General features: G+C 67.1%; 22 protein-coding genes and 1 riboswitch. Of the genes, 16 read left to right on the top strand and 6 right to left on the bottom strand.

Annotated elements, in window-relative coordinates; genetic code table 11:
* Positions 1–261: 261 nt before the first annotated feature.
* The gene (locus tag ACFTR6_RS04655) at positions 262–597 is read left to right on the top strand and encodes a YciI family protein (protein WP_087874051.1); all 336 of its coding nucleotides are present in this window, start codon (positions 262–264) and stop codon (positions 595–597) included.
* Positions 598–683: 86 nt separating this feature from the next.
* Here ACFTR6_RS04655 and ACFTR6_RS04650 read toward each other — a convergent pair whose 3' ends face one another.
* Together ACFTR6_RS04650 and ACFTR6_RS04645 are read right to left on the bottom strand one after the other, a co-directional pair.
* Positions 684–1,463 (bottom strand): S1 family peptidase, encoded by a 780-nt coding sequence (locus tag ACFTR6_RS04650; RefSeq protein WP_377957039.1) that lies wholly within the window; start codon positions 1,461–1,463, stop codon positions 684–686.
* A 130-nt stretch (positions 1,464–1,593) separates the two neighbouring features.
* The gene (locus tag ACFTR6_RS04645; RefSeq protein WP_377957038.1) at positions 1,594–2,748 is read right to left on the bottom strand and encodes a family 16 glycosylhydrolase; all 1,155 of its coding nucleotides are present in this window, start codon (positions 2,746–2,748) and stop codon (positions 1,594–1,596) included.
* 224 nt (positions 2,749–2,972) lie between these two features.
* Here ACFTR6_RS04645 and ACFTR6_RS04640 point away from each other — a divergent pair, with 224 nt between their 5' ends.
* From ACFTR6_RS04640 to ACFTR6_RS04605, 8 genes are all read left to right on the top strand, one after another.
* Entirely contained in the window at positions 2,973–3,836 is an 864-nt protein-coding gene (locus ACFTR6_RS04640; protein ID WP_335633060.1) for a glycosyltransferase family 2 protein, read from the top strand.
* Position 3,837: 1 nt separating this feature from the next.
* Positions 3,838–4,836: a glycosyltransferase gene (locus ACFTR6_RS04635; RefSeq protein ID WP_076799848.1), complete on the top strand. Its 999-nt coding sequence runs from the start codon at positions 3,838–3,840 to the stop codon at positions 4,834–4,836.
* Between the two features lie 70 nt (positions 4,837–4,906).
* Complete coding sequence (locus tag ACFTR6_RS04630; RefSeq protein WP_076799847.1) at positions 4,907–6,007, top strand: hypothetical protein; 1,101 nt, start codon at positions 4,907–4,909, stop codon at positions 6,005–6,007.
* A 1-nt stretch (position 6,008) separates the two neighbouring features.
* Positions 6,009–8,129 carry a glycosyltransferase gene (locus ACFTR6_RS04625; RefSeq protein ID WP_076799845.1) on the top strand — a complete coding sequence of 707 codons (2,121 nt, stop codon included), beginning with the start codon at positions 6,009–6,011 and terminating at the stop codon, positions 8,127–8,129.
* On the top strand, positions 8,126–10,051 hold the full coding sequence (locus tag ACFTR6_RS04620; RefSeq protein ID WP_377957037.1) for a hypothetical protein: 1,926 nt from the start codon (positions 8,126–8,128) through the stop codon (positions 10,049–10,051). Before ACFTR6_RS04625 ends, ACFTR6_RS04620 begins: the two co-directional genes overlap by 4 nt.
* Positions 10,041–10,448: a hypothetical protein gene (locus ACFTR6_RS04615; RefSeq protein ID WP_377957036.1), complete on the top strand. Its 408-nt coding sequence runs from the start codon at positions 10,041–10,043 to the stop codon at positions 10,446–10,448. The genes ACFTR6_RS04620 and ACFTR6_RS04615 overlap by 11 nt, the downstream gene beginning before the upstream one ends.
* Complete coding sequence (locus tag ACFTR6_RS04610; RefSeq protein WP_172411802.1) at positions 10,445–10,615, top strand: hypothetical protein; 171 nt, start codon at positions 10,445–10,447, stop codon at positions 10,613–10,615. Before ACFTR6_RS04615 ends, ACFTR6_RS04610 begins: the two co-directional genes overlap by 4 nt.
* A gap of 148 nt (positions 10,616–10,763) precedes the next feature.
* Positions 10,764–11,633 (top strand): DUF4031 domain-containing protein, encoded by an 870-nt coding sequence (locus ACFTR6_RS04605; RefSeq protein ID WP_377957035.1) that lies wholly within the window; start codon positions 10,764–10,766, stop codon positions 11,631–11,633.
* 24 nt (positions 11,634–11,657) lie between these two features.
* Here ACFTR6_RS04605 and ACFTR6_RS04600 read toward each other — a convergent pair whose 3' ends face one another.
* The 3 genes from ACFTR6_RS04600 to ACFTR6_RS04590 form a co-directional block, all read right to left on the bottom strand.
* Complete coding sequence (locus ACFTR6_RS04600; RefSeq protein ID WP_076799840.1) at positions 11,658–12,059, bottom strand: YccF domain-containing protein; 402 nt, start codon at positions 12,057–12,059, stop codon at positions 11,658–11,660.
* A 74-nt stretch (positions 12,060–12,133) separates the two neighbouring features.
* Positions 12,134–13,309, bottom strand: coding sequence for an MFS transporter (locus ACFTR6_RS04595; protein WP_377957196.1), 1,176 nt, complete (start codon positions 13,307–13,309; stop codon positions 12,134–12,136).
* A 20-nt stretch (positions 13,310–13,329) separates the two neighbouring features.
* On the bottom strand, positions 13,330–13,926 hold the full coding sequence (locus ACFTR6_RS04590) for a phosphoribosylanthranilate isomerase (protein WP_377957034.1): 597 nt from the start codon (positions 13,924–13,926) through the stop codon (positions 13,330–13,332).
* A gap of 105 nt (positions 13,927–14,031) precedes the next feature.
* On the opposite strand from ACFTR6_RS04590, the gene ACFTR6_RS04585 reads away from it, so the two are divergent.
* The 5 genes from ACFTR6_RS04585 (at position 14,032) to ACFTR6_RS04565 (ending at position 16,741) form a co-directional block, all read left to right on the top strand.
* The gene (locus ACFTR6_RS04585; protein ID WP_087874059.1) at positions 14,032–14,607 is read left to right on the top strand and encodes a HutD family protein; all 576 of its coding nucleotides are present in this window, start codon (positions 14,032–14,034) and stop codon (positions 14,605–14,607) included.
* A gap of 42 nt (positions 14,608–14,649) precedes the next feature.
* Positions 14,650–15,180: a ferritin gene (locus ACFTR6_RS04580; RefSeq protein WP_076799833.1), complete on the top strand. Its 531-nt coding sequence runs from the start codon at positions 14,650–14,652 to the stop codon at positions 15,178–15,180.
* Positions 15,181–15,296: 116 nt separating this feature from the next.
* A riboswitch (guanidine-III (ykkC-III) riboswitch) is annotated at positions 15,297–15,362 on the top strand.
* Between the two features lie 9 nt (positions 15,363–15,371).
* Complete coding sequence (locus ACFTR6_RS04575; RefSeq protein ID WP_377957033.1) at positions 15,372–15,695, top strand: DMT family transporter; 324 nt, start codon at positions 15,372–15,374, stop codon at positions 15,693–15,695.
* Positions 15,695–16,063 carry a DMT family transporter gene (locus ACFTR6_RS04570; protein ID WP_377957195.1) on the top strand — a complete coding sequence of 123 codons (369 nt, stop codon included), beginning with the start codon at positions 15,695–15,697 and terminating at the stop codon, positions 16,061–16,063. The genes ACFTR6_RS04575 and ACFTR6_RS04570 overlap by 1 nt, the downstream gene beginning before the upstream one ends.
* A 27-nt stretch (positions 16,064–16,090) precedes the next feature.
* On the top strand, positions 16,091–16,741 hold the full coding sequence (locus ACFTR6_RS04565) for an MBL fold metallo-hydrolase (protein ID WP_377957032.1): 651 nt from the start codon (positions 16,091–16,093) through the stop codon (positions 16,739–16,741).
* Positions 16,742–16,825: 84 nt separating this feature from the next.
* Here ACFTR6_RS04565 and ACFTR6_RS04560 read toward each other — a convergent pair whose 3' ends face one another.
* A complete protein-coding gene (locus tag ACFTR6_RS04560; protein ID WP_377957031.1) occupies positions 16,826–18,712 on the bottom strand; it encodes a DEAD/DEAH box helicase in 1,887 nt (628 codons plus the stop codon).
* A 697-nt stretch (positions 18,713–19,409) separates the two neighbouring features.
* On the opposite strand from ACFTR6_RS04560, the gene cycA reads away from it, so the two are divergent.
* A complete protein-coding gene (gene cycA, locus ACFTR6_RS04555) occupies positions 19,410–20,906 on the top strand; it encodes a D-serine/D-alanine/glycine transporter (protein ID WP_377957030.1) in 1,497 nt (498 codons plus the stop codon).
* Between the two features lie 177 nt (positions 20,907–21,083).
* Positions 21,084–21,803, top strand: coding sequence for an SAM-dependent methyltransferase (locus ACFTR6_RS04550; RefSeq protein WP_377957029.1), 720 nt, complete (start codon positions 21,084–21,086; stop codon positions 21,801–21,803).
* Positions 21,804–21,899 lie beyond the last annotated feature (96 nt).

The following is a 21,899-nucleotide window of genomic DNA, read 5'->3' as shown; positions in this document are numbered from 1 at the left end:
GTCTACTACGCTCAAGTTTGCTTTTCCGCTCTTCACGGCCAAGTTTTCCCACAGCGAAATGCCATTGGTGTGGGCATGCAAATTTCCGAGAACGGTGGCCCTTGAACTGTATCGCCGTCGCCCGAATCCCCCTAGGATCGACCTGTGGCTGCCGGGGGAAGCCCCGGTGCGGCTGGTCCAGGAGCATCAGCTTGGGGACCCTCAGCCCAGAGCTGCCAGGCCACGATCCCAGCGACCACTACCTCAGAGACAGGACCGGCAATGAAGAAGTTCGTAGTGCTTTACAACGCTCCGCAGTCGGCACAATCCCAGATGGCGGAAAGCACCCCGGAGGCCGCGCAGGAGGGCATGAAGGCGTGGATGGAGTGGGCCACCCGGGCAGGCAGCGGGATTGTTGACATGGGCCTGCCGCTGGGCGCCGGCAAGGAGGTCAGCCAGGCAGGCACCTCGGACACGAATACGAACGTGGGCGGATACGGCATCCTGCAGGCCGAGGACATGGACGGCGCTTTGGCCCTGGTCGAGGGGCACCCGCACCTCATGATGCCCGGCGCGAGCATCCAGGTCTACGAGACGCTCGACCTGCCCGGGATGTAACACGCCCAGGCGCGCCTGGCGGGCCGCCTGCCGGGCGGGCCCCGGCTGCCGGCCGGCCCCTGGCTGCCGGCCGGGCACGCCTGCTCCTAGGAGCCCCGGACTCCTGAGACGCTGGTGATCCAGGCGAGGTTCCGCACCACAGAGGCGTGGTCGTTGTAGTAGCCGGTGAAATTGGCGGGGTTCCGGGCCGGCAGGATGTCCGATGCGGACAGGACGCCCGCCAGCTTGCCGTTAACGATCAGCGGGCCGCCCGAGTCGCCGCTGAGCGTGTGGCCGCTCTCCGACCGGGTCCGGACAGACGGACCGCCATAGTTGTCGAGCCCCTGCCACACCACTGAGACGTCCGCCGCCTTGAGGTAGTAGGACATGGCGCCGGATCCCTCGGACTGATCGCCCCAGCCGTATACCTTTGCGCGCGTTCCGGTGGCAGGAAAGGCGTTGGACAAGCCTACGAAGGCCCCGTAGTACGGCGTGGACAGCTTCAGCAGCAGGACGTCCCCGGCCGGGGCCGGATAGCGGGCAGCAACGGAACGGATGGCACCACCGGATCCGAGATAGCTTGTGCCGAGCCGGACCGACTTCAGGCTCGTGGAGTTGCAGTGCTTCGCTGTGATGACCCAGGTGGCCGCGATCTGGCTGCCGGTGCACCCCACATTGGTGCCGGCGGCGTCGAAGGAAACTTGCGCCACGTAAGGGGCGGCTGAAACGGTGGTGGTGGCGCCACCGGCGATGTCCTTACTGAAGGTGCGGTCATCGATTGGGGCCGGCGCTTCCGGCACTCCAGCCGCCTGGGCCGGACCGCACAGAACGGGGGCCAGCAATGCCGTGCTGGCCGCGGCCTTAACCAGGATTTTCGAGATCTTCAACGGGAGGCTCCTAAACGTCGGTGCGGGTCCGACCGCGAGCCTACCTGTCGATGACAGATTTTGTCATATACATTACCGCATCTGTCAGTAACTCCGCACGACGCTAGGAGTATGTGCCCGGGTCCGGCTTCTAGGCCGGCTTCCAGATTGCGATCCAGTCCAGGTAGAGATGCCCTGCTGTCTGTGGTGCAGGACACCGGGGAAGGCATGACTCGGACTGGAGAATGTAGTGCATGGGTGTATTAGGCGTCAGTGTTGTACTGGCTCCCAGCGACCGGCCGTCAAGGATAAATTCGACCTTGCCCGGAGTCCACTCAATCGTGGCGACGTGCCAATCCGTGAAAGTGGTGTGCGACTGGAACATGTCAGACGCCGCAGGGTCATTCCCCCGGTAATGGGCAGCGCCGTAGAAGGTCTTGGCGAGGTCCCCCTCCGGGAAATTTATCTCTCCGTCCCGGGGCCATACACCGCTATCCGGCCAAAGGAGCCATGCAACCTTATAGCCGCGGAGGGAGTCGGCCTTGAACCGCACCGAAATCCTCCCGTACATCAGGCTGTTGTGCCGCGGTAGCAGGCTTTTGTCACGATTACTGTCATTCGGAATCTTGGGCGCAGGCGCCGCTCCCATGGAGATCCCCTTCTCCGAATGGAGATACCAGTCCAGCATGCCGTTCTTAACGCTCAGCACTTTGGACGGGTAGTAGCCGGACTTCATCCCCTTCTGACCTGCGGTATCCGGCGTTCCGTCTTTATATCCTGCACTCCATTTCGCAGAGTAAGCCGGACCTGGAAAAGCGCCGATCGGCACATTGCCCTTGTTGAACTCCTCCCGAAATACCTGCTTCCAGCCCGGAAGGTCGCCTATTGGCACTTTGTGGATCGATTCGGTGGAAGGCGGCGGCGCCTCCACAGGCCCCGCCGCCGCCGGCTGTTCCGGCGCCGGCCGTTCCGCCGCTGGCTGTTCCGCCGCCTTGAGTTCCGGCGCGGGACGCGGTGCTGCCGACTGCGCTGTTTCCCGGGATTCCGCCGCCGGGGATGATGGTGCGCGGCGTGGTGTTGCTGCCTCGCGCGCCGCAGAGGACGCCCGCACTGATGGACTCACTGTGGGGAGTGCTGCAGATGCTTCGGACGGTTCCGCCGACGAAGGGCGGTCCGATGGCACCCTCTGTGCTTCCATGCCCACCGGTCCGGCCAAAATGCCGCAGGCCGTGAGCGTCGCCGCCGCGGCGAGCACACCGAAGCGCATGCGATGTTTTTGGCGGGGACTGCGCGATGGCTCGGCCATGGGGACAGTGTGGCATAGGAGCTTGGGGGTTTCCTAGGGTTCCTATACCCCTAAAACTGGGCCCGGTTGAAGAATTCCCAAGCTTTTTACAAGTTGCTCAGCCCAACATGTTCCGAGGGGGAGTGCAAGCAAAGTTGCCAATACCGCAGCAGCAGGCGCTTCAATTTTCCCGTACCCAGCCGGGAGGGCTGCGCGGGAGGGGCATAGGCATACGACTCCGATGAGTGGTGAGGCTAGTGACCATCCCAATACAAGTTTCATCTGTCCGTGCACCAAATGCTCTACCGGTACCCCTGGCCTCCATCAGCGTGGTAATTCCCACCCTCAATGAGGCCATGAACCTTCCATGGGTCCTGCGACGCATGCCCTCGTATGTGGACGAGGTTGTGATCGTCGACGGACGTTCCCTGGACAGCACCGTTGAGGTCGCCCGCGCGCTGCGCCTGGACGTCGTGGTGGTCTCCGAACCGCACGCCGGAAAAGGCTTCGCCGTACGGGCCGGACTGTCCGCAGCATCCGGCGACATCATCGTCATGCTGGACGCCGACGGGAGCATGGATCCGCAGGAAATCGGCTGGTTCGTCTCGCCGCTCCAGCATGAGTTCGACTTCGTCAAGGGCTCCAGGTATGTGACGGGCGGCGGTTCCGAGGACATCACGCTGCTCCGCAGCGCAGGTAACCGCGCCCTGACCGGCCTCGCCAACCTGGTCCTGCACAGCAACTATTCCGATCTTTGCTACGGCTATATCGCCATGCGGCGCGAATGCCTGCAGATCCTCGAGCTGGAATCGGAAGGGTTCGAAATCGAAACCGAACTGATCGTCCGCGCCGCAAGGGCGGGCCTGCGGATTGCCGAGGTCCCCAGCAACGAGCTGACCCGGATCTCCGGCAACTCGAATCTTCATACTTTCCGTGACGGATGGCGCGTCCTGCGGACCCTGGCGCGTGAATGCGTGGGCTGGGAAGCACCCACAGCCGGCGCCCGGCCCGAATCACTAAGACGCGTGAAATACAGATATCCCAGCATGTTTTTCCCCCACATTCCGACGGATCCGGCAACCGTCCTTGGCCTGGTAGCGGGTGAATAAGGTGAACCATTCTGAAGGGCTTCCGGCAATTTCGGTTGTGATCTGCTCCTACACGGAAGACCGCTGGGACAGGCTGATGGCCGCCGTCGAATCCGTCCGCGCCCAGACGCTGCCGCCCCAGCAGACCATTGTGGTGGTGGACTACAACGTGGACCTCTACAAGCGGCTCATCTTCAACGTCGACGACGTGGTGATCCTGGAGAACACCGGGCCCAAGGGCCTCTCCGGAGCACGGAACACAGGCGCCGCTGCGGCGACGGCCGGTGTGGTTGCCTTTCTCGATGACGATGCAGTGGCTGCCCCTGACTGGCTGGAGCGGCTGGGGTCCCTGTACGACGACCCCGACGTGCTCGCCGTGGGCGGCCGCGTGGTGCCGGACTGGGAAACCGGCCGGCCGGATTATTTCGGCCAGGAGCTGGACTGGATTGTCGGCTGCACGCACCGCGGCATGCCCAAGGTGGCGGCCGAGGTGCGCAACGTCATCGGTGCCAACATGTCCTTTCGGTCCCAGGTCCTGCAGGTTGTGGGTGGCTTCAACACTGCCCTTGGCCGCCAGAACTCGCTGCCCCTGGGCTGCGAGGAAACGGAGATCTGCATCCGGGCGGTCATTGGTTCGCCGGGCGGCCGCGTGGTGTACGAACCGGCGGCCCTGGTGAACCATTACGTTCCCGCCCAGCGGGGCACGCTGAGCTACATGCTGCGGCGTGGCTGGTCTGAGGGGATATCCAAAGCACTGGTCAGCAAGATCGTCGGCCACAAGCGTGCCCTTGGCCCCGAGCGCCGGTACGTCCGCGGTGTGCTGCCGCGTGCCGTGGCCTCGGGCATAGCAGGCAGGATCCGGGGAACGGACCCCGCGGGTTTCCGCCGCGCCATGGCCACGGTCGCCGTGCTGGCCGTCACTACCTGCGGGTACATCCGGGGACGCCGCCTGCCCCTTGTTCCGGCGGACGCGGAACTCGCGCCGCACGAGCCACACGCCAGCTGGAGGGAAGTCAAATGATCCGGATATACCCGCACTACACACCTGCCTCTACGGCCAGGGCCGCCGAGACCTCGGGAGGCCACCGGGCATGAGCCAGTCAGAGAAAGACATGCTGAGGGACGCGATCCCGTCCACCGGCGCCAGCTTTGATGTCCATGGCCTCGTTGGCATCGATGTGGCCGCCGAAACACCCGGCGAAGCACAGCTGCGGGACATGCTCGCTCCGTTCCTGGGACCCTCCCGTGCGCCGCTCCGGCTCCACGTCAGCGCCGAAGCGGCCGACGTGGCCGAACAGTCGCACGCAGAGGATGCCTACCGTTTCACAGCGGAGTCGCTCTACATTCCGGCGGACCGCGTCCAGGTGCAGGAAACCGGTGACGGCTACTCTGTCCGGGGCCGCGGCGAACTGCTCACGGCCGTCATCCCCCTGCTGGACCGGCTCTGCATCACGCAGAACGCCGCCATGATCCACGCGGCGGTGGTGGATTTCCGTGGCTCGGGAGTCCTCCTTCCCGCGTGGGGCGGCGTAGGCAAGACCAGCACGGTTGCCAAACTTGTGGCCATGCCCGGCGTGCGGTTCATGGCAGATGACTGGGCGTTCCTTGACGCCGACGGCATGCTCCTGGGCTATGCGAAGCCGATGTTCCTCAAGCCGCACCACCGCAGGATCTACCCCGAGGTGTTCAGCGGTGCCCGCAAACCCCTCGCCCCGGGCTGGCTCACGAATACGGTGGCCCACCTCGCGACGGCCGTCCATCCGGTGATCGTCCGCTATCCGAAGACAGCCGCCTTCACGCGCCGCTGGTCCCCCGAACACCGGATGGTCCATCCGGAACTCGTCTTCGGGCAGGCCGGCATCTCGCCGGCGGCGCCCACCCGGCTGGCAATCTTCCTGGAACGCTACGACGGATCCGAAGCCCGGCTGGAGACGCGCAGCCGTGAATGGATGACCTCCCGCATCGTCGGAAACTTCCATTCGGAGCTCCCGGTAGTCTCGCGGCGGCTGATCGAGGCCCTCGGCGCAACCGGCCTGGTTCCGCTGGACGAATTCTTCAGCCAGAAGGCAGCCGTGGTGCGCCGGGCCCTGGAGGGCGTGCCGTGCTCCCTTCTCAGGATCCCCGCCGCGTGGTCCGCCGACCGGACGTCTGACTACGTTGCGGGCCTGATCGGCTCCAAACTGGAGGAGTGACATGGGCGGTGCCCACGTCAGCAACCTCGAGGTGTCCGTTGTGGTTCCCGCGCGCAATGCGGCCCACTGGATCGGCGATTGCCTGGAATCGATCCGCGCCCAAAATCCGCGGGAGATCATCGTGGTGGACGGCTGTTCCACGGACGATACGGTGGAGATCGCGCAGTCCATGGACGCCCGGGTCATCTCTGACGGGGGCCGCGGGCTTCCGGCAGCACGGATGCTCGGCGTCCAGAGCGCACGCTCTGACCTGGTTGCGCTGATCGACGCCGATGTCATTCTTCCCCCTGGTGCCCTGGCCGGGCTTCTGGACGAGTTCAAGGCCTGCGGCTACGACGGCCTGCAGTTCGGCCTGGTGAGCGAGGCAGATGGGCCCGGGTACTGGGGCGCTGCCCTGGCCTGGCACCACATCCACAGCCGGGTCCGCTCGTGGTTCGGCGTCTCCGCCACGCTCATGCGGAAGAACGTGCTGCTGTCCGTGCCATTCGACGACGCCTTCCGCTCCGGCGAGGACATCGAGCTCAGGATCCGGCTTGAAGATGCCGGCTACCGGCTCGGCGTTTCCAGCACCACAGCTGTGCGGCACCGGTTCACGGACTCCTTCGACACCGCGCGTGACCAGTGGCTCCAGGACGGAGCCGGGCTCGCACGCACCATCCGCAAGCACCCCGGCCGCGCCGGCTGGCTGTTGGTGTTGCCGCTGCTGGCCACGATCCGGGGCGTCGGCTTGTCGCTGCTGCAGGCACCCCGTTTCCTCGCCTACTGGGTCTGCTTCCTCGTGTACAACTACAGATCGATGTTCGGGGAACTCCTGCGCCCGCCCGGCACCGGTCTCTCCGTGGGCGGGAACGCGGCCTGGCTGACCGCGGCGCGGGTGGCACCGATGGCCATCGGGTTCCTGTTTTGGGCAGTGGCAGCCCTCATGTTGCCTCCCGAGCAGCTCGGCATGGGTTCCGCCGTTGCGGCTGCGGCGCACCTGACGGTGCAGCTGGGAATGCTGGGAGTAGGGCAGGCCACCCTGACCCTGCTTCCTGAACAGTCCGACGGCGGCCGGCGGCTGATTGCCGGCAGTTTTCTCAGCGTCGGGGTTTCCACACTTGTTCTGGCCGGCGCCATCATTGGCGTGACCTATGTGCTGGGGTCCGGCCTGGGGCTGGCCTGGCATGATCCGCTCATGACGCCGTTGTTCGCCACGACTGCCTTGTTCGCCGCATTCGCGTACCAGCTGGATCATGTGGGCGTGGCACAGGAACGTGCCGACCGCGCTCTCGTCAGGAGCCTTGCCCAGAGCGTGGTGCAGCTGGCAGTACTGGGTTTTGCGCTGGCCACCGGAATCCGGGAAGTAGCCGTGGTGGTCGGAGCAGTTGGCGCCGGCGCCGCAGCCAGCGTGATCCTCGGCCTGCGCCAGCTCAGGCGTGCCGGGGTGGCGCCGGACTGGAAACACGGGCTCAGACCCGGTCCGGCCCTGCGGCTGCTGAAGCCGGGCCTGCCCAACCATGCGCTGATGCTCGCCGACCATGCCCCCGGCTACCTCCTCCCGCTGATCGTCGCCGCCGTCCTCGGCCATGCCGCAACGGCTTCCTGGTACATGGTGTGGATGATGGCCTCCGCAGTGTTCTTTGTACCGCAGTCGGCAGGGCTCTCCCTGCAGACCGCACTGGCCAGCGGCAGGTCCCGGTCGGGGCTTATCTCCACGGCGCTCAAGGCCAGCCTCGGCCTCACGCTGGTAACCGGAGTGCTGCTGCTGGCCGTCGGCCCGTTCCTTCTTCGTGTCCTTGGACCGGAGTACGCCGCGGCGGCGATCCTGCTCCCCATCCTGGTGCCGGCTCTGCTGCTGAGTTGCGTCACCCAGATCTACTTCGGCCTGTGCCGGGCCGAGGGCCGCATCGCCGAAGCTACGGCAGTGGCGGTGTCCGCCGCTGTCCTCATCGTCGCCCCGGCCGCCTTCACCGCCCAACAGTTCGGCCTCACCGGCGTCTCCGTTCTCTGCTCCGCCGCGCAGGCCACTGCTGCCCTGATGGCCGTCTGGCGCCTCAGGATGCTGACCTCCGCCAGGCCCACCGCCCACGTAGTCCAGGTTGCACTGCCCCTTCACCAGCCGACCGGAATCGAGAAGCCATGACACCAGAACCTACGTCCACGGCGTCGGCGCCGCCGTCACATACCCCGCACCGGCACGCCGAGCCCAGGCACGGCGAACACGCCGAGCCCAAGCACAGCGGTGCCAGGCACGGCGGGACAGAACCCCCCGCCGTCGTACACCACGGCCCCACGCCGCGCTGGAAGCTGATCACCCTGGCCGCGATGGCGGCAGCAGCCCTTACCCTTGGGATCTGGAGCCTGCTCGCCGTCGATCCCGCGCGGATCGGCGGGACCGGGCTCGTGGAAGCGGTGCCCCCGGCCTTCTTCATTGCCATCCTCCTGAGCCTGACCGCGTTCGTCGCCACTCTCAACCTGCGCCGGCATACGCCCGCGCTGCTGGCCACCCAGGTACTGGTGCTGGTGGTGATCCTGCATGCCGCCGATCCGATCATCCACGGCCTGCCCCGGCTGCAGGCCAGCTACCGGCATCTTGGCATAGCCGACTACATCTCGCAGTCCGGTCAGCTGGACACCACCATCGACGCCTACTTCAACTGGCCCGGGTTCTTCAACCTGCTGGTCCTGCTGTCCGGCGCCACCGGCGTCAGTGACCTGATGGGCCTCGCCACCTGGGCACCGCTGGCAACGAATCTGCTGCTGCTGGCACCGCTCCTGGCGCTGGCCCGGAGGCTGACGTCGCAGCCGCGGCAGGCGTGGGCGGCCGTCTGGCTCTTCTACCTGACCAGCTGGGTGGGGCAGGACTACCTCGCGCCCCAGGCGTACGGCTTCCTGCTCCTGGTCACCCTGCTGGCATGCCTGCTGAGCGCCTTCAGCGGCTGGGCCTGGCCGACAGGCAGCAACCCGCTGACCCGGTTCCTGGCCCGGACCGCCACCCGTCTTGATCCCACTGTGCCCCACCAGGGCATGTCGAGCCCGCAGCCGCTGGACGCGGTCATCCTGCTCGTGGTCAGCGTAGGACTTCTCGTGGCCACGACGGCGTCCCACCAGCTCACGCCGTTCGCCGCCATCCCGATTCTGGCCCTGTTCCTCCTGAGCGGGCGGCTCCGGATGCCATCGTTACCGATCCTCGCCCTGGTGCTGCCCGTCGGGTGGCTGGTGTTCGTGGCAAGCGATTTCACCGATGGCCACCTGACCCACCTGTTCGGATCCTTCGGCGACATCGAGGCGCATACCCTCGGCGCGCTTTCCGAGCGGGTGGCCGGCAGCCCTCCGCACGTGCTGGTCGTCGCCATCCGAATGGCCGAAGTGGCACTGGTATGGCTCCTCGCCGCCCTGGGGGCATTCCTGGCTCATCGGAGGCGCACCGCCTGGCTTACCGCCGCACTCGGCGCCCTGGCCCCGCTGCTTCTGATCCCGGGCCAGCCATACGGGGGCGAGCTGCTGATGCGCCTCTACCTGTTCAGCCTGCCGTTCGCCGCCTGCCTGGCAGTGCTGACATTCCTGCCGGATCATCGCGGCGCCCCCGGCTGGAAGCGCGCGCTGGCCCTGCTGGCGGTGGGATCCGTCCTGGCGTCCGCCACCGTGGTCAGCCGCTACGGCAACACCAGCATGGAAAAGTTCACGACCGATGAAATCGCACTGGTCAATCAGCTCTACGCGACAGCACCGAACGGCTCAATCCTCATCGAGGCGGTCGGCAACACGCCCTGGCAGTTCCGGAAGTACGCCGATTACGACTACCGTGCCCTGCTGCCGTCCGAGCCCATGCCCGACCCGCAGCCACTGAGTTGCGACGTGCCCGACAAGATCGCCGAGAAGTCCGGCGCCTATCTGATCGTCACCACAAGCCAGAAACTGGCCTCGGACCTTCTCGAAACAACGCCACCGGGGGATCTTGACCGCTTCATCGCCACCTGTGGCAGTTTGCCGCACTGGTCGAAACTGTTTGAGAATGCCGGCGGCGTGGTCTTCCATATCCAAGGAGTAGGCAATGTCAATTGATCGCAGATACATCGCATGGGCTGCGGCGGCCATTGCCGTCGCAGCGGTGCCGCTGTCATATTTCGGTCCGGAGGGACTGCGGATGGTGGTCATCGGCCTCCTGATGCTCGCCGGGCCCGGAACAGCCCTGGTTCTCTGCCTCCGGCTCGGCGCCGGAGACGCAGACGTCGCGGACGGCGCCCGCGCCCACCGCTCGGGCGGGCACGGCACCCTTCCGCTGGCCGTCTCCATCGCCGTGGCAGCAAGCCTGGCCCTCTCCACGATCGTGTCCACAGCCATGGTCTTTGCCCGGGTGTGGTCCCCGCCCGTGGCCGTGCTCGTGCTGTCCCTGATCACGCTCCTCCTTCTGGTCCTTGGCGCCAGGAGGACCCAGGCTTCGACGGCAGGTGCGTCATGATCGTCTTTCTGACCGGTGTTGCCACCGTCGTAGCAGTGGTGACGTGCGATGCCATGCGCATAGCTCGACCGGATGCCCGCGTGCCGAAGGTTGCGGTGTACACCGCAGCGGCCCTCCTTGCCATAGTGTGTGTTTCCATTGCGACCAGGCTCACCCAGCTGCTTTGACGTTGTTTCGCTCCTTCGTCACAGCTGAATCCGGTCTTACGGCACGGCAGACGGTGGCCGGTAGTACGCCTGCCGTGCCGTAGGCAGCACGGCAGGGCTGCGCCGTGCTGCTACGCCGTGCTGTGCCGGCGCGCACTAGACTCTCCCCATGGCCATCTACCTCGATCCGCCGCTGTGGCCTGCCCACGAAACACTGTTTTCGCACCTGATTTCGGACACCTCCCTGGCGGAGCTGCACGCGTTCGCCGCCGCGGCTGGCATCCCGGAGCGGGCCTTCGACGGCGACCACTACGACGTCCCGCAGCGCCGCTATGACGATCTGGTTGCCGCCGGTGCCATTCCGGTGGAGGCCCGCGTCCTGGTCCGGAAACTCATCGCCAGCGGGCTGCGGATTCCGGCGCGCAGCCGCACAAAGTCCCTCAAGACTCCGCTCTTCAACCGCTGGAATACGGTGATGCCGGGCCACGACGCCCTGTTCCTGGACCTGCTGGACCGCTGGAGCGAGAGCCACCGCAAATACCACGGCTGCACGCACCTGCTCGCGGTGCTGGAGGCACTGGACCTGCTCACCGAACCCGCCAGGCCGCCGCGCACAGTGGTGCTGGCGGCCTGGTTCCACGACGCCGTCTACCGGGGAACCGCGGGCCAGGACGAGGAGGAATCCGCCCGGCTCGCCGAAATGCGGCTCAGCCAGACCGGCCTCCCGGACGCGGAGGTCGAGGAAGTGGCCCGGCTGGTCCGGCTCACCTCCGATCACCGGCCGGAAGAAGGGGACGACGACGGCGCCCTCCTCTGCGACGCCGACCTGTCCGTTCTGGGCGGGGAACCGGAGCCCTACGCCCGGTATGTGGCGGCCGTCCGGAAAGATTATGCGCACATCGGCGACGCCGATTTCGCGGCCGGACGGGCCGCCGTCGTCCGCCAGTTGCTGGCACTGGACCCGCTCTTCCACACCGAGCGGGCCCGGCAGCTGTGGCAGGAAGCCGCACGGCGGAATCTGCAGGGCGAACTGGCCTGACGAGCTGGCCGCGTGCAGCGCCGGTCAGCGGTAGGCGGTGATGAACGGCCTGTCGGTGGGGACAATCTGCTTGCCGAGCGGCATCAGGGAAACCGGGATCAGCTTCAGGTTGGCAATGGCAAGCGGGATGCCGATGACGGTGAGCGCCATGGCCACCGCCGTGACCACGTGGCCCACTGCGATCCAGATGCCGGCCACCAGCAGCCAGATCACGTTGCCGAGCAGCGAGAACACCCCGTTCCCGCCCGGCTTGTCCACCACCATCCGTCCAAAAGGCCAGAGGGTGTAGGACGCGATCCGGAAGGAGGCAATCCCCCACGGGATGGTCACGATGAGCAGGCAGCAGACGACGCCCGCGGCGAAGTAACCGAGCGCCAGCCAGAAACCGCCGAAAACCAGCCAGATGATGTTCAGGAGTGTCTTCATCCGTCCATTCTGCCGGTCGGGGAGCCTGACATGACCCGGGATGTGCCCTGATTTAACCCTTAATCCCCAGCCGCTTAGCCTTCAGGCTCTGGCACCTTGACGATGGGGGTGAGGCGCGGGACCGCGGCCGCGGCGACCAGGAGCGCGAGCAGCCCGAGGCCCAGCGGCAGCGAGGCGGCCGTGGCGACGGCTCCCACCGCGAGCGGGCCGCCGGCGTCGCCGAGTTCGCGTCCCAGCTCGGCCGAGCCCATGGTCCGCCCCATCCTTTCCTTGGGCGTGCCGTCCGCCAGGTGCGCAAAGCCCAGCGGCGTGGCCGCGCCGACGCCCGCGCCAATCACCGCAGCCGCGATGAAGATAGTGGCCGGACCCGGTGCCACCGCCACGAGGGCGACCCCGGCGGCGGTGAGGAGCAGACCGGTGCGCATCCCGCCGGCGTCACCGATGCCGTGCCTGTCGCGCATCGCCCCGACGCGCGGCTGGACCAGCAGGGAGGCGACGGCCAGTACACTCACCGCGGCGGTGGCGCCCACCGGGTCCAGGCCGTGCTGCACGGCAAGGGCCGGCAGGAAACCGATGGCCGCCCCCATGGCCGCCATCGATGCGGCCAGCACCAGGGTGGGGACCAGGAACCTGCGCTCGGCCACCTGGCGTGCCAGGTCCAGCACGGTGTACCGCTGGCGCGGAAGCGGCGGCAGGTGCGGCACGGCGAGAAGGACCCACAGGGCGGTGGCCGCGGCAAGCGCTGACAGCACCCCGAACAGCAGCGCGAAGCCGCCGGCGGCGATCAGCCCGGCACCGAGCAGCGGGCCGATCACGTATCCGAGGCTCTTCCAGGATCCGTACCTGCCGAAGAAGGTCCCGGCGTTCTTCCCTGCCGAGAGCCGCGCCACCATCGCCGAGGACGCCGGGGAGAAGGCCGAGGCGGCGGCACCCTGGCCAAGGCGGGCCATGCCCAGCATCAGCGGATTGGCGCCCCACAGGCCGATCAGGGACAGGGCGGCGAAGCCGATGAGTCCTCCAACGATCACCGGCTTGGCCCCGATCCGGTCGCTCAGCGCCCCGAAGACCGGCTTGAGGAACACTTCGGAGATGTCGTAGACCGCCAGCAGGATTCCCAGGTTGAGCAGGGTCAGTCCGATGTTGCCACTCTGCGCGCCCATGCCGGCGGCAATGCTGTGGGCACCGAATGCCGTCACGAATCCGGCGGCATAGAGGGGTGCGGCGGGCGTCTTGGCGCCGTGGACTGTCATCGACGAAGTCACGGGCAGTTTCAGCCCTTGGCTGCCGTCACAAACGCCCTGATCTTGGCCAGATCCTTCACTCCCCTGCTTTGCTCGACGCCGGATGACACGTCCACGCCCCACGCCCCGGCATCGCGCGCGGCCTGGGACACGTTCTCGGAGTCAAGCCCGCCCGCCAGGAGCCACTGCCGTCCTTCCAGGCCTTTCTCGCGTACGGAACCGTAGTCCCAGGCTTCACCGGAACCGGGAACCGCAGCGTCGATCAGCAGCAGTTCCTCTCCCCAGTCGGCAAACGCGTCCGGCGCGTCACCCATGGTGACGGCACGGATGACCTTCATGCCGGCGTCGTGCGCTGTTTTCACATCGTCCGGGGTGCGTTCCCCATGAAGCTGTATCCAGCTCAACCCCGCCGCGCGGGCGATGGCCACCGCGTCGGCAGCCGGTTCCGCACGGAAGACGCCTACCGCGGCGACGCCCTCAGGTACGGACTTTACGAGCTGGGTAACCTGGTGCGGTGAAACCACCCGGGGACTGGCCGTCAGGACAAAGCCGACCGCGTCCGCTCCGGCTTCCACGGCCTCCCGGATTGATTCTGGCGTGCTCAGGCCGCAGACTTTGACGAACATTGACCGGCTCCTTGTTGTTGAAAGCGTCGCCCCTGACCGCAGCGATCCGTCGCCGACTTTACGCGGGGAGGGAGTGTGCGGGCAACGCGCGGATAGGCTGGGCTGATGCAGATCATCCGCTTCGCCGACATCAAACCCCAGCCCTGGCGCAACGGCGGCGGCGTCACCCGCGAACTGGCCAGCCACTCCCCCGAAGAGGGCGAATGGGACTGGCGGGTCAGCATTGCCGACGTCACCAAGGCCGGGGCGTACTCCGCTTTCCCGGGAATGGAACGCCTGCTGACCGTCATCGAAGGCGAACTGCTGTTGCTTTCAGTGGAGGGAACCGAGCACCCGCTGGAAAAGTACCGTCCCTTCCGGTTCCCCGGCGGCGCGGAATCCTTCTCTGCGCTGCCCACCGGGGATATCCGCAACCTCAACGTCATCACCAGGGAGGGCACCTTCAAGGCGTACACCTCCATCGTGGAGCTGTCCAAGAAGCGTGCCCATCCGGTGTTCAAGGGCCAGTTGGGGATCCTGCTGCAGGGGCAGGCCAGCGTCACCCCCGGCGATGCTGATCCGGCGGAAACTCCCACCGCACTCGACCGCTACGACGTGGTGGTGGGTTCGGACACCCAGACGCCGGAGATCCTGGGCCGCGGGTTCCTGGCCGTAGTGTCAATCGATCCGGTGACTAGTTAACGGCTCTAGCCACACCCCGCGCCGGAACCTAGACTCGGGGCCATGAGCAAGTCAAAATTCAGTGACCTCCTGCTGCTGCAGATAGGCAACGAATTCGCGGCCTCCCAGCAGTACATTGCCGTGGCGGTCTGGTTCGCCAACCAGGACCTCCCCCAGCTGGCCAAGTACTTCTACCGGCAGTCGGTGGAGGAACGCAACCACGCCATGATGATGGTCCAGTACATGGTGGACCGCGGCGTTTCCGTCAGCATCCCGGGCGTGCCCGCCGTCCGCAACGACTTCACCTCCGTAACCGACCCGTTGTCCCTCGCGCTGCAGCAGGAAAAGGAAGTCACCCGCAGCATCGAAAGCCTCTTCCGGGCGGCCAGGGCCGAGGACGACGCCCTCGGTGAGCAGTTCATGCTCTGGTTCCTCAAGGAGCAGGTTGAGGAAGTCGCCTCGATGACCACCCTCCTGAACATCGCCGAACGCGCGGACAACACCTTCGACATCGAAAACTTCGTTGCCCGTGAAACCATCGGCGACGGCGGCCGTGACGCCGCGGCGCCGGAGGCAGCCGGAGGCAGGCTCTGACCGGAACCTTTGAACCGCAGCGCACGTTGACGGCGGCACCCTAACCCCGGCGCCCGCCGGCGGTGACTCTTGCCACCAACGGTGGCCACCGCCGTCGGGCGTTGCTATGGTAAAAACCAAGGTCCCCCTTCCGGACCTCCGGACGACGGTTCAGTACCCGGTGCGCGACAAGACTGGCCAAAGGATCTGTCATGTCGTGGTTCATCCTCATTCTTTCCGGCGCCCTTGAGGCGGTGTGGGCGGCAGCGCTGCACCGGGCGTCCCAGTCGACCGGCCGGCGCCGGCTCGCGGCCGGGGCCCTCTTCCTCGTCGCCGTCGTGGCCAGCACCGCGGGTCTTGGCATCGCGATGCAGTCCATTCCCACCGGCACCGCCTACGCGGTGTGGGTCGGCGTGGGCGTGGTGCTGACATCGGCTTACGCCATCGCCGCCAGAGTTGAACGGCCGACGGCGGTGCGGCTGCTGCTGCTCGCGGGAATCGCCGCGTGCGTGGTTGGCCTGAAGGCGGTGGCGTGATGCTCGCAAAGCCCGCCACAGCGTGGATCATCCTGCTCGCCTCGGCAATCCTGGAAGCCGTATGGGCCACGGCGCTGGGCCTCTCAGACGGCCTGACCCGCCCGCTGCCCACGGTAGTTTTCATCGTGACGGCCGCGCTCAGCATGCAGGGCCTGGGCATGGCGGTGAAGCACATCCCGCTCGGCACGGCCTACGCCGTCTGGGTGGGGATCGGAGCGGCACTGACGGTCGGCTGGGCGATGGCCACCGGCGTCGAGCCCTTCAGCCCGCTCAAGGTGCTGTTCATCGCGGGCATTGTGGGATGCGCGGCGGGGCTGAAGATGCTGCCGGCCGGCCGGGACCGGCGCGGGGCTGATTCGGCTCCCTAGACTGGTTCCGCTCCCTAGACTGGGCCCATGGACACGCTCATTCATTCACTTCGGGACATCACCATCCGCCGCATCTCGGTCAGCGAGATGGACAACAACGTGTATCTGCTGACGGCCAGGGAGTCCGGGGCGCAGCTGCTGATCGACGCCGCGGACGACCTGCCGGCCATCCAGGGCCTGCTGGCGGATGCCGCCGGCGACACCTCGGGCGAGCCGAAGCTGGCACTCATCGCCACGACGCACCAGCACTGGGACCATGTCCGCGCGCTGCCGGGCCTCGTTGAAGCCACCGGGGCCAAGACGGCTGCCGGCACCGATGATGCCCCGGAGCTTCCCGTGCCGGTGGACGTGCTGCTGGACCACGGCGACGTCGGCAATTTCGACGGGTTCGACGTCACGGCGGTCCACCTCCGTGGCCACACCCCCGGTTCGGTGGCGCTGGTTTACCAGGACCCCGAGGGCCCGGCGCACATCTTTTCCGGCGACTCCCTGTTCCCGGGCGGGGTCGGCAACACGCAGAAGGACCCGGAGCGGTTCAACCAGCTGATCACGGATGTCACCGAGCGGATCTTCAGCGTCTATCCGGACGACACCGTGGTGCACCCGGGCCACGGCAAGCCCACCACCCTGGGCGCCGAACGCCCGCACCTTGAGGAGTGGCGCGCCCGCGGCTGGTGAATTCCCGTTAAAAACACATCGAGTGCTCCGTAACTGCCGTTATGAGCGTTCATAACGGCGTTTTCGGAGCACTCGATGTCTGTTTTAGCGGCCGCGGCGTTCGTTCGAGGCCGGAGCCGATGCGCGGCGCGGGGCCTTACGGGCCGGACGTCCGTCGCCCGAGCGGCCGCTGCCGCCGTTGCCGCCGCCCGTGGAGGAACCGTACGAGCCGCCGGACGTGCCGCCGGTGGTGGAGGACCAGACAGCCCTTGAGCCCCCGTTGCCCTGGCCGCCCGCGGCGCGCTGGCCGGTGGCCGGACGTCCGCTGCGCTGGCCTCCGCCGGCTGCTGCGGAGCGGCCGGCACCTGACGCGGGACGGCCCGTGCCTGCCGGGCGCCCGGCACCGCGGCCTTCGGCGGTGCGGCCGTCGGAACCGCGTCCGGCCGAGGCACGGCCGCCGGCGGACGGAACGTCGTTGTGGTGCGCATAGGCGGTGGGGCGGCCCCGGCCCCGGGAGTTGCGGCGTGCGGCGCGCTCGGCATCCGCGCGGTCCTGCCGCTCCTCGATCACGCGCTCTGCGGCGTCACGGGCAGCAGCGCGGCCCTCGTAGGCCGCGGCACGGCGCTCGGCGCGGGGCAGGTCCGTGCGCGGAGCCTCGGCGGAAACCCGCCCACGGCCGCCGCGCCCGCCCCGGCCGCCGGCCGTGGGCGATGCCTGGCGGCGTGCACGCTTGCGCTCGGCGTTGGCGCCGGTGGACTTGCCGCCGCCCTGCTGCGGCAGCTTGGCCGCAAGCAGCGCGGCGCGGGTCCGGGGATCCACCTTCTCCGCGATCTCGCCCACCAGCTCAGCCACAACCGGTGAGTTTGCGGTGACCCGCTCGAAGGTGACGTCGACGCCGGCAGCCTTCATCAGCTTCTTGACGTCCGTCTGCTGCTCGGGCAGGGTCAGCGTCACCACGGTGCCGTCGGAGCCGGCACGGGCGGTGCGGCCGGAGCGGTGCAGGTAAGCCTTGTGCTCGGTGGGCGGGTCGACGTGGATGACCAGCTCGACGTCGTCGACGTGCACACCGCGGGCGGCGACGTCGGTGGCCACCAGGACGCGGACGTCACCGGAGGAGAACTCGGCAAGGTTGCGGTCGCGGGCGTTCTGCGACAGGTTGCCGTGCAGGTCGACGGCGGGGATCCCGGCGTCGGTCAGGGTTTTCGCCAGCTTGCGGGCATGGTGCTTGGTGCGCATAAACAGCACGCGGCGGCCTGCGCCGGAAGCCAGTTCAACAATCAGCTGCTTCTTGACGGTCTGGTCGTTGACCACCAGCACGTGGTGCTCCATGGTGGTCACCGCCGCCTGCGGATCGTCCACGGAGTGGGTCAGCGGGTTGGACAGGTAGCGCTGGACGATCTTGTCCACGCCGTTGTCCAGGGTGGCGGAGAACAGCAGGCGCTGGCCCTGGCTCGGGGTCATGTCCATGAGCTTCTTGACCACGGGCAGGAAGCCGAGATCGGCCATGTGGTCTGCCTCGTCCAGGACCGTCACCTCGACGGCCTCGAGCGTCAGGATGCGCTGGCGGATCAGGTCCTCCAGGCGGCCGGGGCAGGCAATGACAATGTCGACGCCGGCGCGCAGCGCCTTTTCCTGGCGCGCCTGCGAGATGCCGCCGTAGATCACCGTGGTGTTCAGGCCCATGGCCTTGGCCAGCGGCTCGATCGTGGCGTTGATCTGGGTGGCCAGTTCACGGGTGGGCGCCAGGACCAGGCCCAGCGGGCGGCCGGGCTTGCGGAAGTAGGCGGCTTCGCGCTCGGCGAGGCGTGCCACGAGGGGGATGGAGAAGGCGATGGTCTTGCCGGAACCGGTGCGGCCACGGCCCAGGACATCGCGGCCGGCGAGGGTGTCGGGCAGCGTCTTGACCTGGATGGGGAACGGGAATTCGATGCCCTGGGCGGCCAGGGTTTCGGAGAGTGCCTTGGGCGTACCGAGGGCAGCAAAAGTAGTCATATTGGTTTATCAGGGTCTTTCAGGCGGTATCCAGCGGATATCGGCCCCCGACGCCGGTTGGCTCAGGGGGTCGCCGAAGAAAAGTCAGGTGGTCAACCGGGCTGCTGCCCGTGTTCAGGCAACGGCCGCCGGGACCAATAGCGTTCATCGACGCAGGATGTGCCTCTCACATGAAAAAAGCCCGCCTCCAAATTACAGAGCAAAGCGGGCATCACTGCACATCAAGTGCCACCAGTCTACCATCCGGGCCTTGCACGCCCGTCCCGGTTTCCGGAGCAGCTTCCGCGCAGCTCATTTGGGCGGCAGCCGGAGGACTCTGCTGCACGTCCAACCCGCCGAAAAGTGCGTGACGCAGCTCACGGACAACAATGGACGACATTTGGGGCTGGCAAACTGGACATATGTCGAAGACTATTGCGGCGTTTCGTGGTCACTGCGAATTTCCTGCTGACGCGGCCGGATTCCCGCCGGGGCTGGGGGAACGCGCTTTTCCGGCCGCTCCACCGCGCCCGTCGGACAGGCATTCCCGCAGCCCCACTTGAGGCGGCACGGCCGGCTGCGCGCACCGGCCGCCTTCCGCCGCTCTTAGTCTTAACACCATCCCAACTGTTAGTTCCGTCACATCTGCTGCGGAACGACGCGGCCGGCACGCCACCTATCCGCATGTGCCGGCACCTGTGACAAGGAAGAAGACTTGATGTCTGAACGCACCACCAGCATTTCCGTTCCACCGTCCACAGAGCATGCCGACCCCGGCCAGAGCAGGGAACCGCACCTCACCCGCGGGCTTGGCAACCGCCACATCCAGCTCCTGGCCATCGGCGGAGCCATCGGCACCGGCCTGTTCATGGGCTCCGGCAAGACCATCTCCCTCGCCGGCCCGTCCGTCATCTTCGTGTACATGATCATCGGCTTCATGCTGTTCTTCGTCATGCGCGCCATGGGCGAGATCCTGCTCTCCAACCTGAACTACAAGTCGTTCAGCGACTTCGCCGGCGACATCCTTGGCCCGTGGGCAGGCTTCTTCACCGGCTGGTCCTACTGGTTCTTCTGGGTGGTGACGGGCGTGGCCGACATCGTAGCCATCGCCGGCTACGTGGACAAGCTGGCACCGGGCACTCCCCTCTGGATTCCCGCCCTGATCACGCCCGTGGTCCTGATCCTGCTGAACCTGCCCACCGTCAAGGCCTTCGGTGAGGCTGAATTCTGGTTCGCCATCATCAAGGTGGTGGCCATCATCGCCCTGATCGTCACCGGCATCGTCATGATCGCCACCAACTTCACCTCGCCGAGCGGCGCAGTGGCCAACCTGGCCAACATGTGGAACGACGGCGGCATGTTCCCGCACGGCCTGTTCGGCTTCATCCTCGGCTTCCAGATCGCCATCTTCGCCTTCGCCGGCATCGAACTCGTGGGCACGGCGGCCGCCGAAACCAAGGATCCGGAAAAGAACCTCCCCCGGGCCATCAACTCCATCCCGGTCCGCGTCCTGCTCTTCTACGTGGGCGCCCTGGTGGTCATCATGGCCGTCAACCCGTGGCGCAGCATCGATCCCGCGAGCAGCCCGTTCATCGGCATGTTCACCCTCGCCGGCCTGGGCATCGCCGCCGTCGTGATCAACCTTGTGGTCCTCACCTCGGCCGCCTCCAGCGCCAACTCCGGCATCTACTCCACCTCCCGCATGGTCTACGGGCTCGCGCAGGACGGCAACGCACCGAAGGCCTTCGGCAAGCTGAGCGTCCGCAAGGTTCCGCAGAACGCGCTCCTGTTCTCCTGCATCTTCCTGCTGGCCGGCCTGGTCCTGCTGTATGCGGGTGATTCCGTGATCGGCGCATTCACCATCGTCACGTCCGTGGCTTCGGTGCTGACCATGTTCGTCTGGTCGATGATCCTCATCAGCTACATCGTGTTCCGCCGCCGCCGGCCGGAGCTGCACGAGGCGTCCGCCTTCAAGATGCCGGGCTCGGCCTTCATGCCGTACGTGGTCCTGGGCTTTTTCGTGTTCATGCTTGTGGCCCTGGCCCAGGCCGAGGACACGCGCCTCGCACTGGTGGTTGCCCCGCTGTGGTTCCTGCTCCTGGGTGCCGCCTGGTACTTCAACCGCCAGACGCCGCTGCAGCAGGCCCGGATCGAGGAATGGAAGGCCGCGAACAGCACCAGCCCGGCTGCTGCCGTCAGCTCCGCCAACTCCTAGTTCGGCCAACTCCTAGTTCCGCACGACAAAAGCCGCGCGAACCAGAAACCGCGCTGCGGCCACCCCGGTGGCCGCAGCGCGGTTTTTCTGTGCCTGATGCTTTTTCTGTGCCTGATGCCTTTTCTGTGGCGTCGCACGCCCTAGTTGCCCCCTGTATTCTGTGGCAGGGTATTCCCCATGGACCACGAGGGGCACGACGGCGCCGCACGCCATTGGGACGAAATGTACCGGAGCCGCCCGCGGGTGTGGAGCGGCCGGCCCAACCCGCAACTGGTGGCCGAAGCAAGCGGGCTGCAGCCCGGCACTGCCCTGGACCTGGGCTGCGGCGAGGGCGCCGATGCCCTCTGGCTCGCGGAGCAGGGCTGGACGGTGACCGCGGTGGATGTCTCCGCCGTCGCGCTGGAACGGGCCGAGCAGCATGCCGCCGGCTCGGCGGTCCGGGACCGCATCACCTGGCTGCAGCGCGACCTTGACGCGTGGGCGCCTGAGGAGCAGTTCGACCTCGTGTCCGCCCAGTTTCTGCACTCCACTGACGCGCCATGGCAAAGGCCGCACCGGGTGGCCGCTGCCGCGGTGCGGCCTGGCGGGACGCTGCTGATCGTCGGCCACCATCCCGAGGGGCTGCCGCCGTGGCGGAGCATGTCTGGCCAGGGCAGCCACTCGCACGGAACCGGCCACGCTGACGGAGGCGCCAACGCCGGCGGCGGTGCACACAGTGGCCCGGAGATGCTCTTCACGGCGGAGCAGGCAGCAGCCGAACTCGGCATCGCGCCGCCCGAATGGCGGATAGAGGTGGCGGCCAGCCGGGAACGGGAGGCCACGGGCCCGGACGGGCAGACGGCCGTACTCGCAGATGCCGTCCTGCGCGCCACCCGCCTGCAGCCCCCACCCGCCTAGATGTATTGACCACGGACGTTAGTGACGCTCGGCGTGGTTCGGTGACATGAAGAAGACCTCCGGGTGGAGTGGGGCTTGTCTAGAGTCCAATTCCAC

The organism is Arthrobacter sp. NPDC057009 (genome assembly GCF_042673905.1).
In the GTDB taxonomy this organism is placed as follows: domain Bacteria; phylum Actinomycetota; class Actinomycetes; order Actinomycetales; family Micrococcaceae; genus Arthrobacter.
Note: the sequence above shows the minus strand (reverse complement) of the source record. Positions and strands in the feature narration are given on the sequence as shown.

What these genes read in the sequence shown, in the direction of transcription:
- ACFTR6_RS04625 (WP_076799845.1), top strand. Translation starts at nt 6,009, where the DNA reads ATGGGCGGTGCCCACGTCAGCAACCTCGAGGTGTCCGTTGTGGTTCCC.
- ACFTR6_RS04600 (WP_076799840.1), bottom strand. Translation starts at nt 12,059, where the DNA reads ATGAAGACACTCCTGAACATCATCTGGCTGGTTTTCGGCGGTTTCTGG.
- ACFTR6_RS04620 (WP_377957037.1), top strand. Translation starts at nt 8,126, where the DNA reads ATGACACCAGAACCTACGTCCACGGCGTCGGCGCCGCCGTCACATACC.
- ACFTR6_RS04550 (WP_377957029.1), top strand. Translation starts at nt 21,084, where the DNA reads ATGGACCACGAGGGGCACGACGGCGCCGCACGCCATTGGGACGAAATG.
- ACFTR6_RS04565 (WP_377957032.1), top strand. Translation starts at nt 16,091, where the DNA reads ATGGACACGCTCATTCATTCACTTCGGGACATCACCATCCGCCGCATC.
- ACFTR6_RS04605 (WP_377957035.1), top strand. Translation starts at nt 10,764, where the DNA reads ATGGCCATCTACCTCGATCCGCCGCTGTGGCCTGCCCACGAAACACTG.
- ACFTR6_RS04655 (WP_087874051.1), top strand. Translation starts at nt 262, where the DNA reads ATGAAGAAGTTCGTAGTGCTTTACAACGCTCCGCAGTCGGCACAATCC.
- ACFTR6_RS04610 (WP_172411802.1), top strand. Translation starts at nt 10,445, where the DNA reads ATGATCGTCTTTCTGACCGGTGTTGCCACCGTCGTAGCAGTGGTGACG.
- cycA (WP_377957030.1), top strand. Translation starts at nt 19,410, where the DNA reads ATGTCTGAACGCACCACCAGCATTTCCGTTCCACCGTCCACAGAGCAT.
- ACFTR6_RS04595 (WP_377957196.1), bottom strand. Translation starts at nt 13,309, where the DNA reads ATGACAGTCCACGGCGCCAAGACGCCCGCCGCACCCCTCTATGCCGCC.
- ACFTR6_RS04560 (WP_377957031.1), bottom strand. Translation starts at nt 18,712, where the DNA reads ATGACTACTTTTGCTGCCCTCGGTACGCCCAAGGCACTCTCCGAAACC.
- ACFTR6_RS04645 (WP_377957038.1), bottom strand. Translation starts at nt 2,748, where the DNA reads ATGGCCGAGCCATCGCGCAGTCCCCGCCAAAAACATCGCATGCGCTTC.
- ACFTR6_RS04580 (WP_076799833.1), top strand. Translation starts at nt 14,650, where the DNA reads ATGAGCAAGTCAAAATTCAGTGACCTCCTGCTGCTGCAGATAGGCAAC.
- ACFTR6_RS04585 (WP_087874059.1), top strand. Translation starts at nt 14,032, where the DNA reads ATGCAGATCATCCGCTTCGCCGACATCAAACCCCAGCCCTGGCGCAAC.
- ACFTR6_RS04615 (WP_377957036.1), top strand. Translation starts at nt 10,041, where the DNA reads ATGTCAATTGATCGCAGATACATCGCATGGGCTGCGGCGGCCATTGCC.
- ACFTR6_RS04590 (WP_377957034.1), bottom strand. Translation starts at nt 13,926, where the DNA reads ATGTTCGTCAAAGTCTGCGGCCTGAGCACGCCAGAATCAATCCGGGAG.
- ACFTR6_RS04630 (WP_076799847.1), top strand. Translation starts at nt 4,907, where the DNA reads ATGAGCCAGTCAGAGAAAGACATGCTGAGGGACGCGATCCCGTCCACC.
- ACFTR6_RS04575 (WP_377957033.1), top strand. Translation starts at nt 15,372, where the DNA reads ATGTCGTGGTTCATCCTCATTCTTTCCGGCGCCCTTGAGGCGGTGTGG.
- ACFTR6_RS04570 (WP_377957195.1), top strand. Translation starts at nt 15,695, where the DNA reads ATGCTCGCAAAGCCCGCCACAGCGTGGATCATCCTGCTCGCCTCGGCA.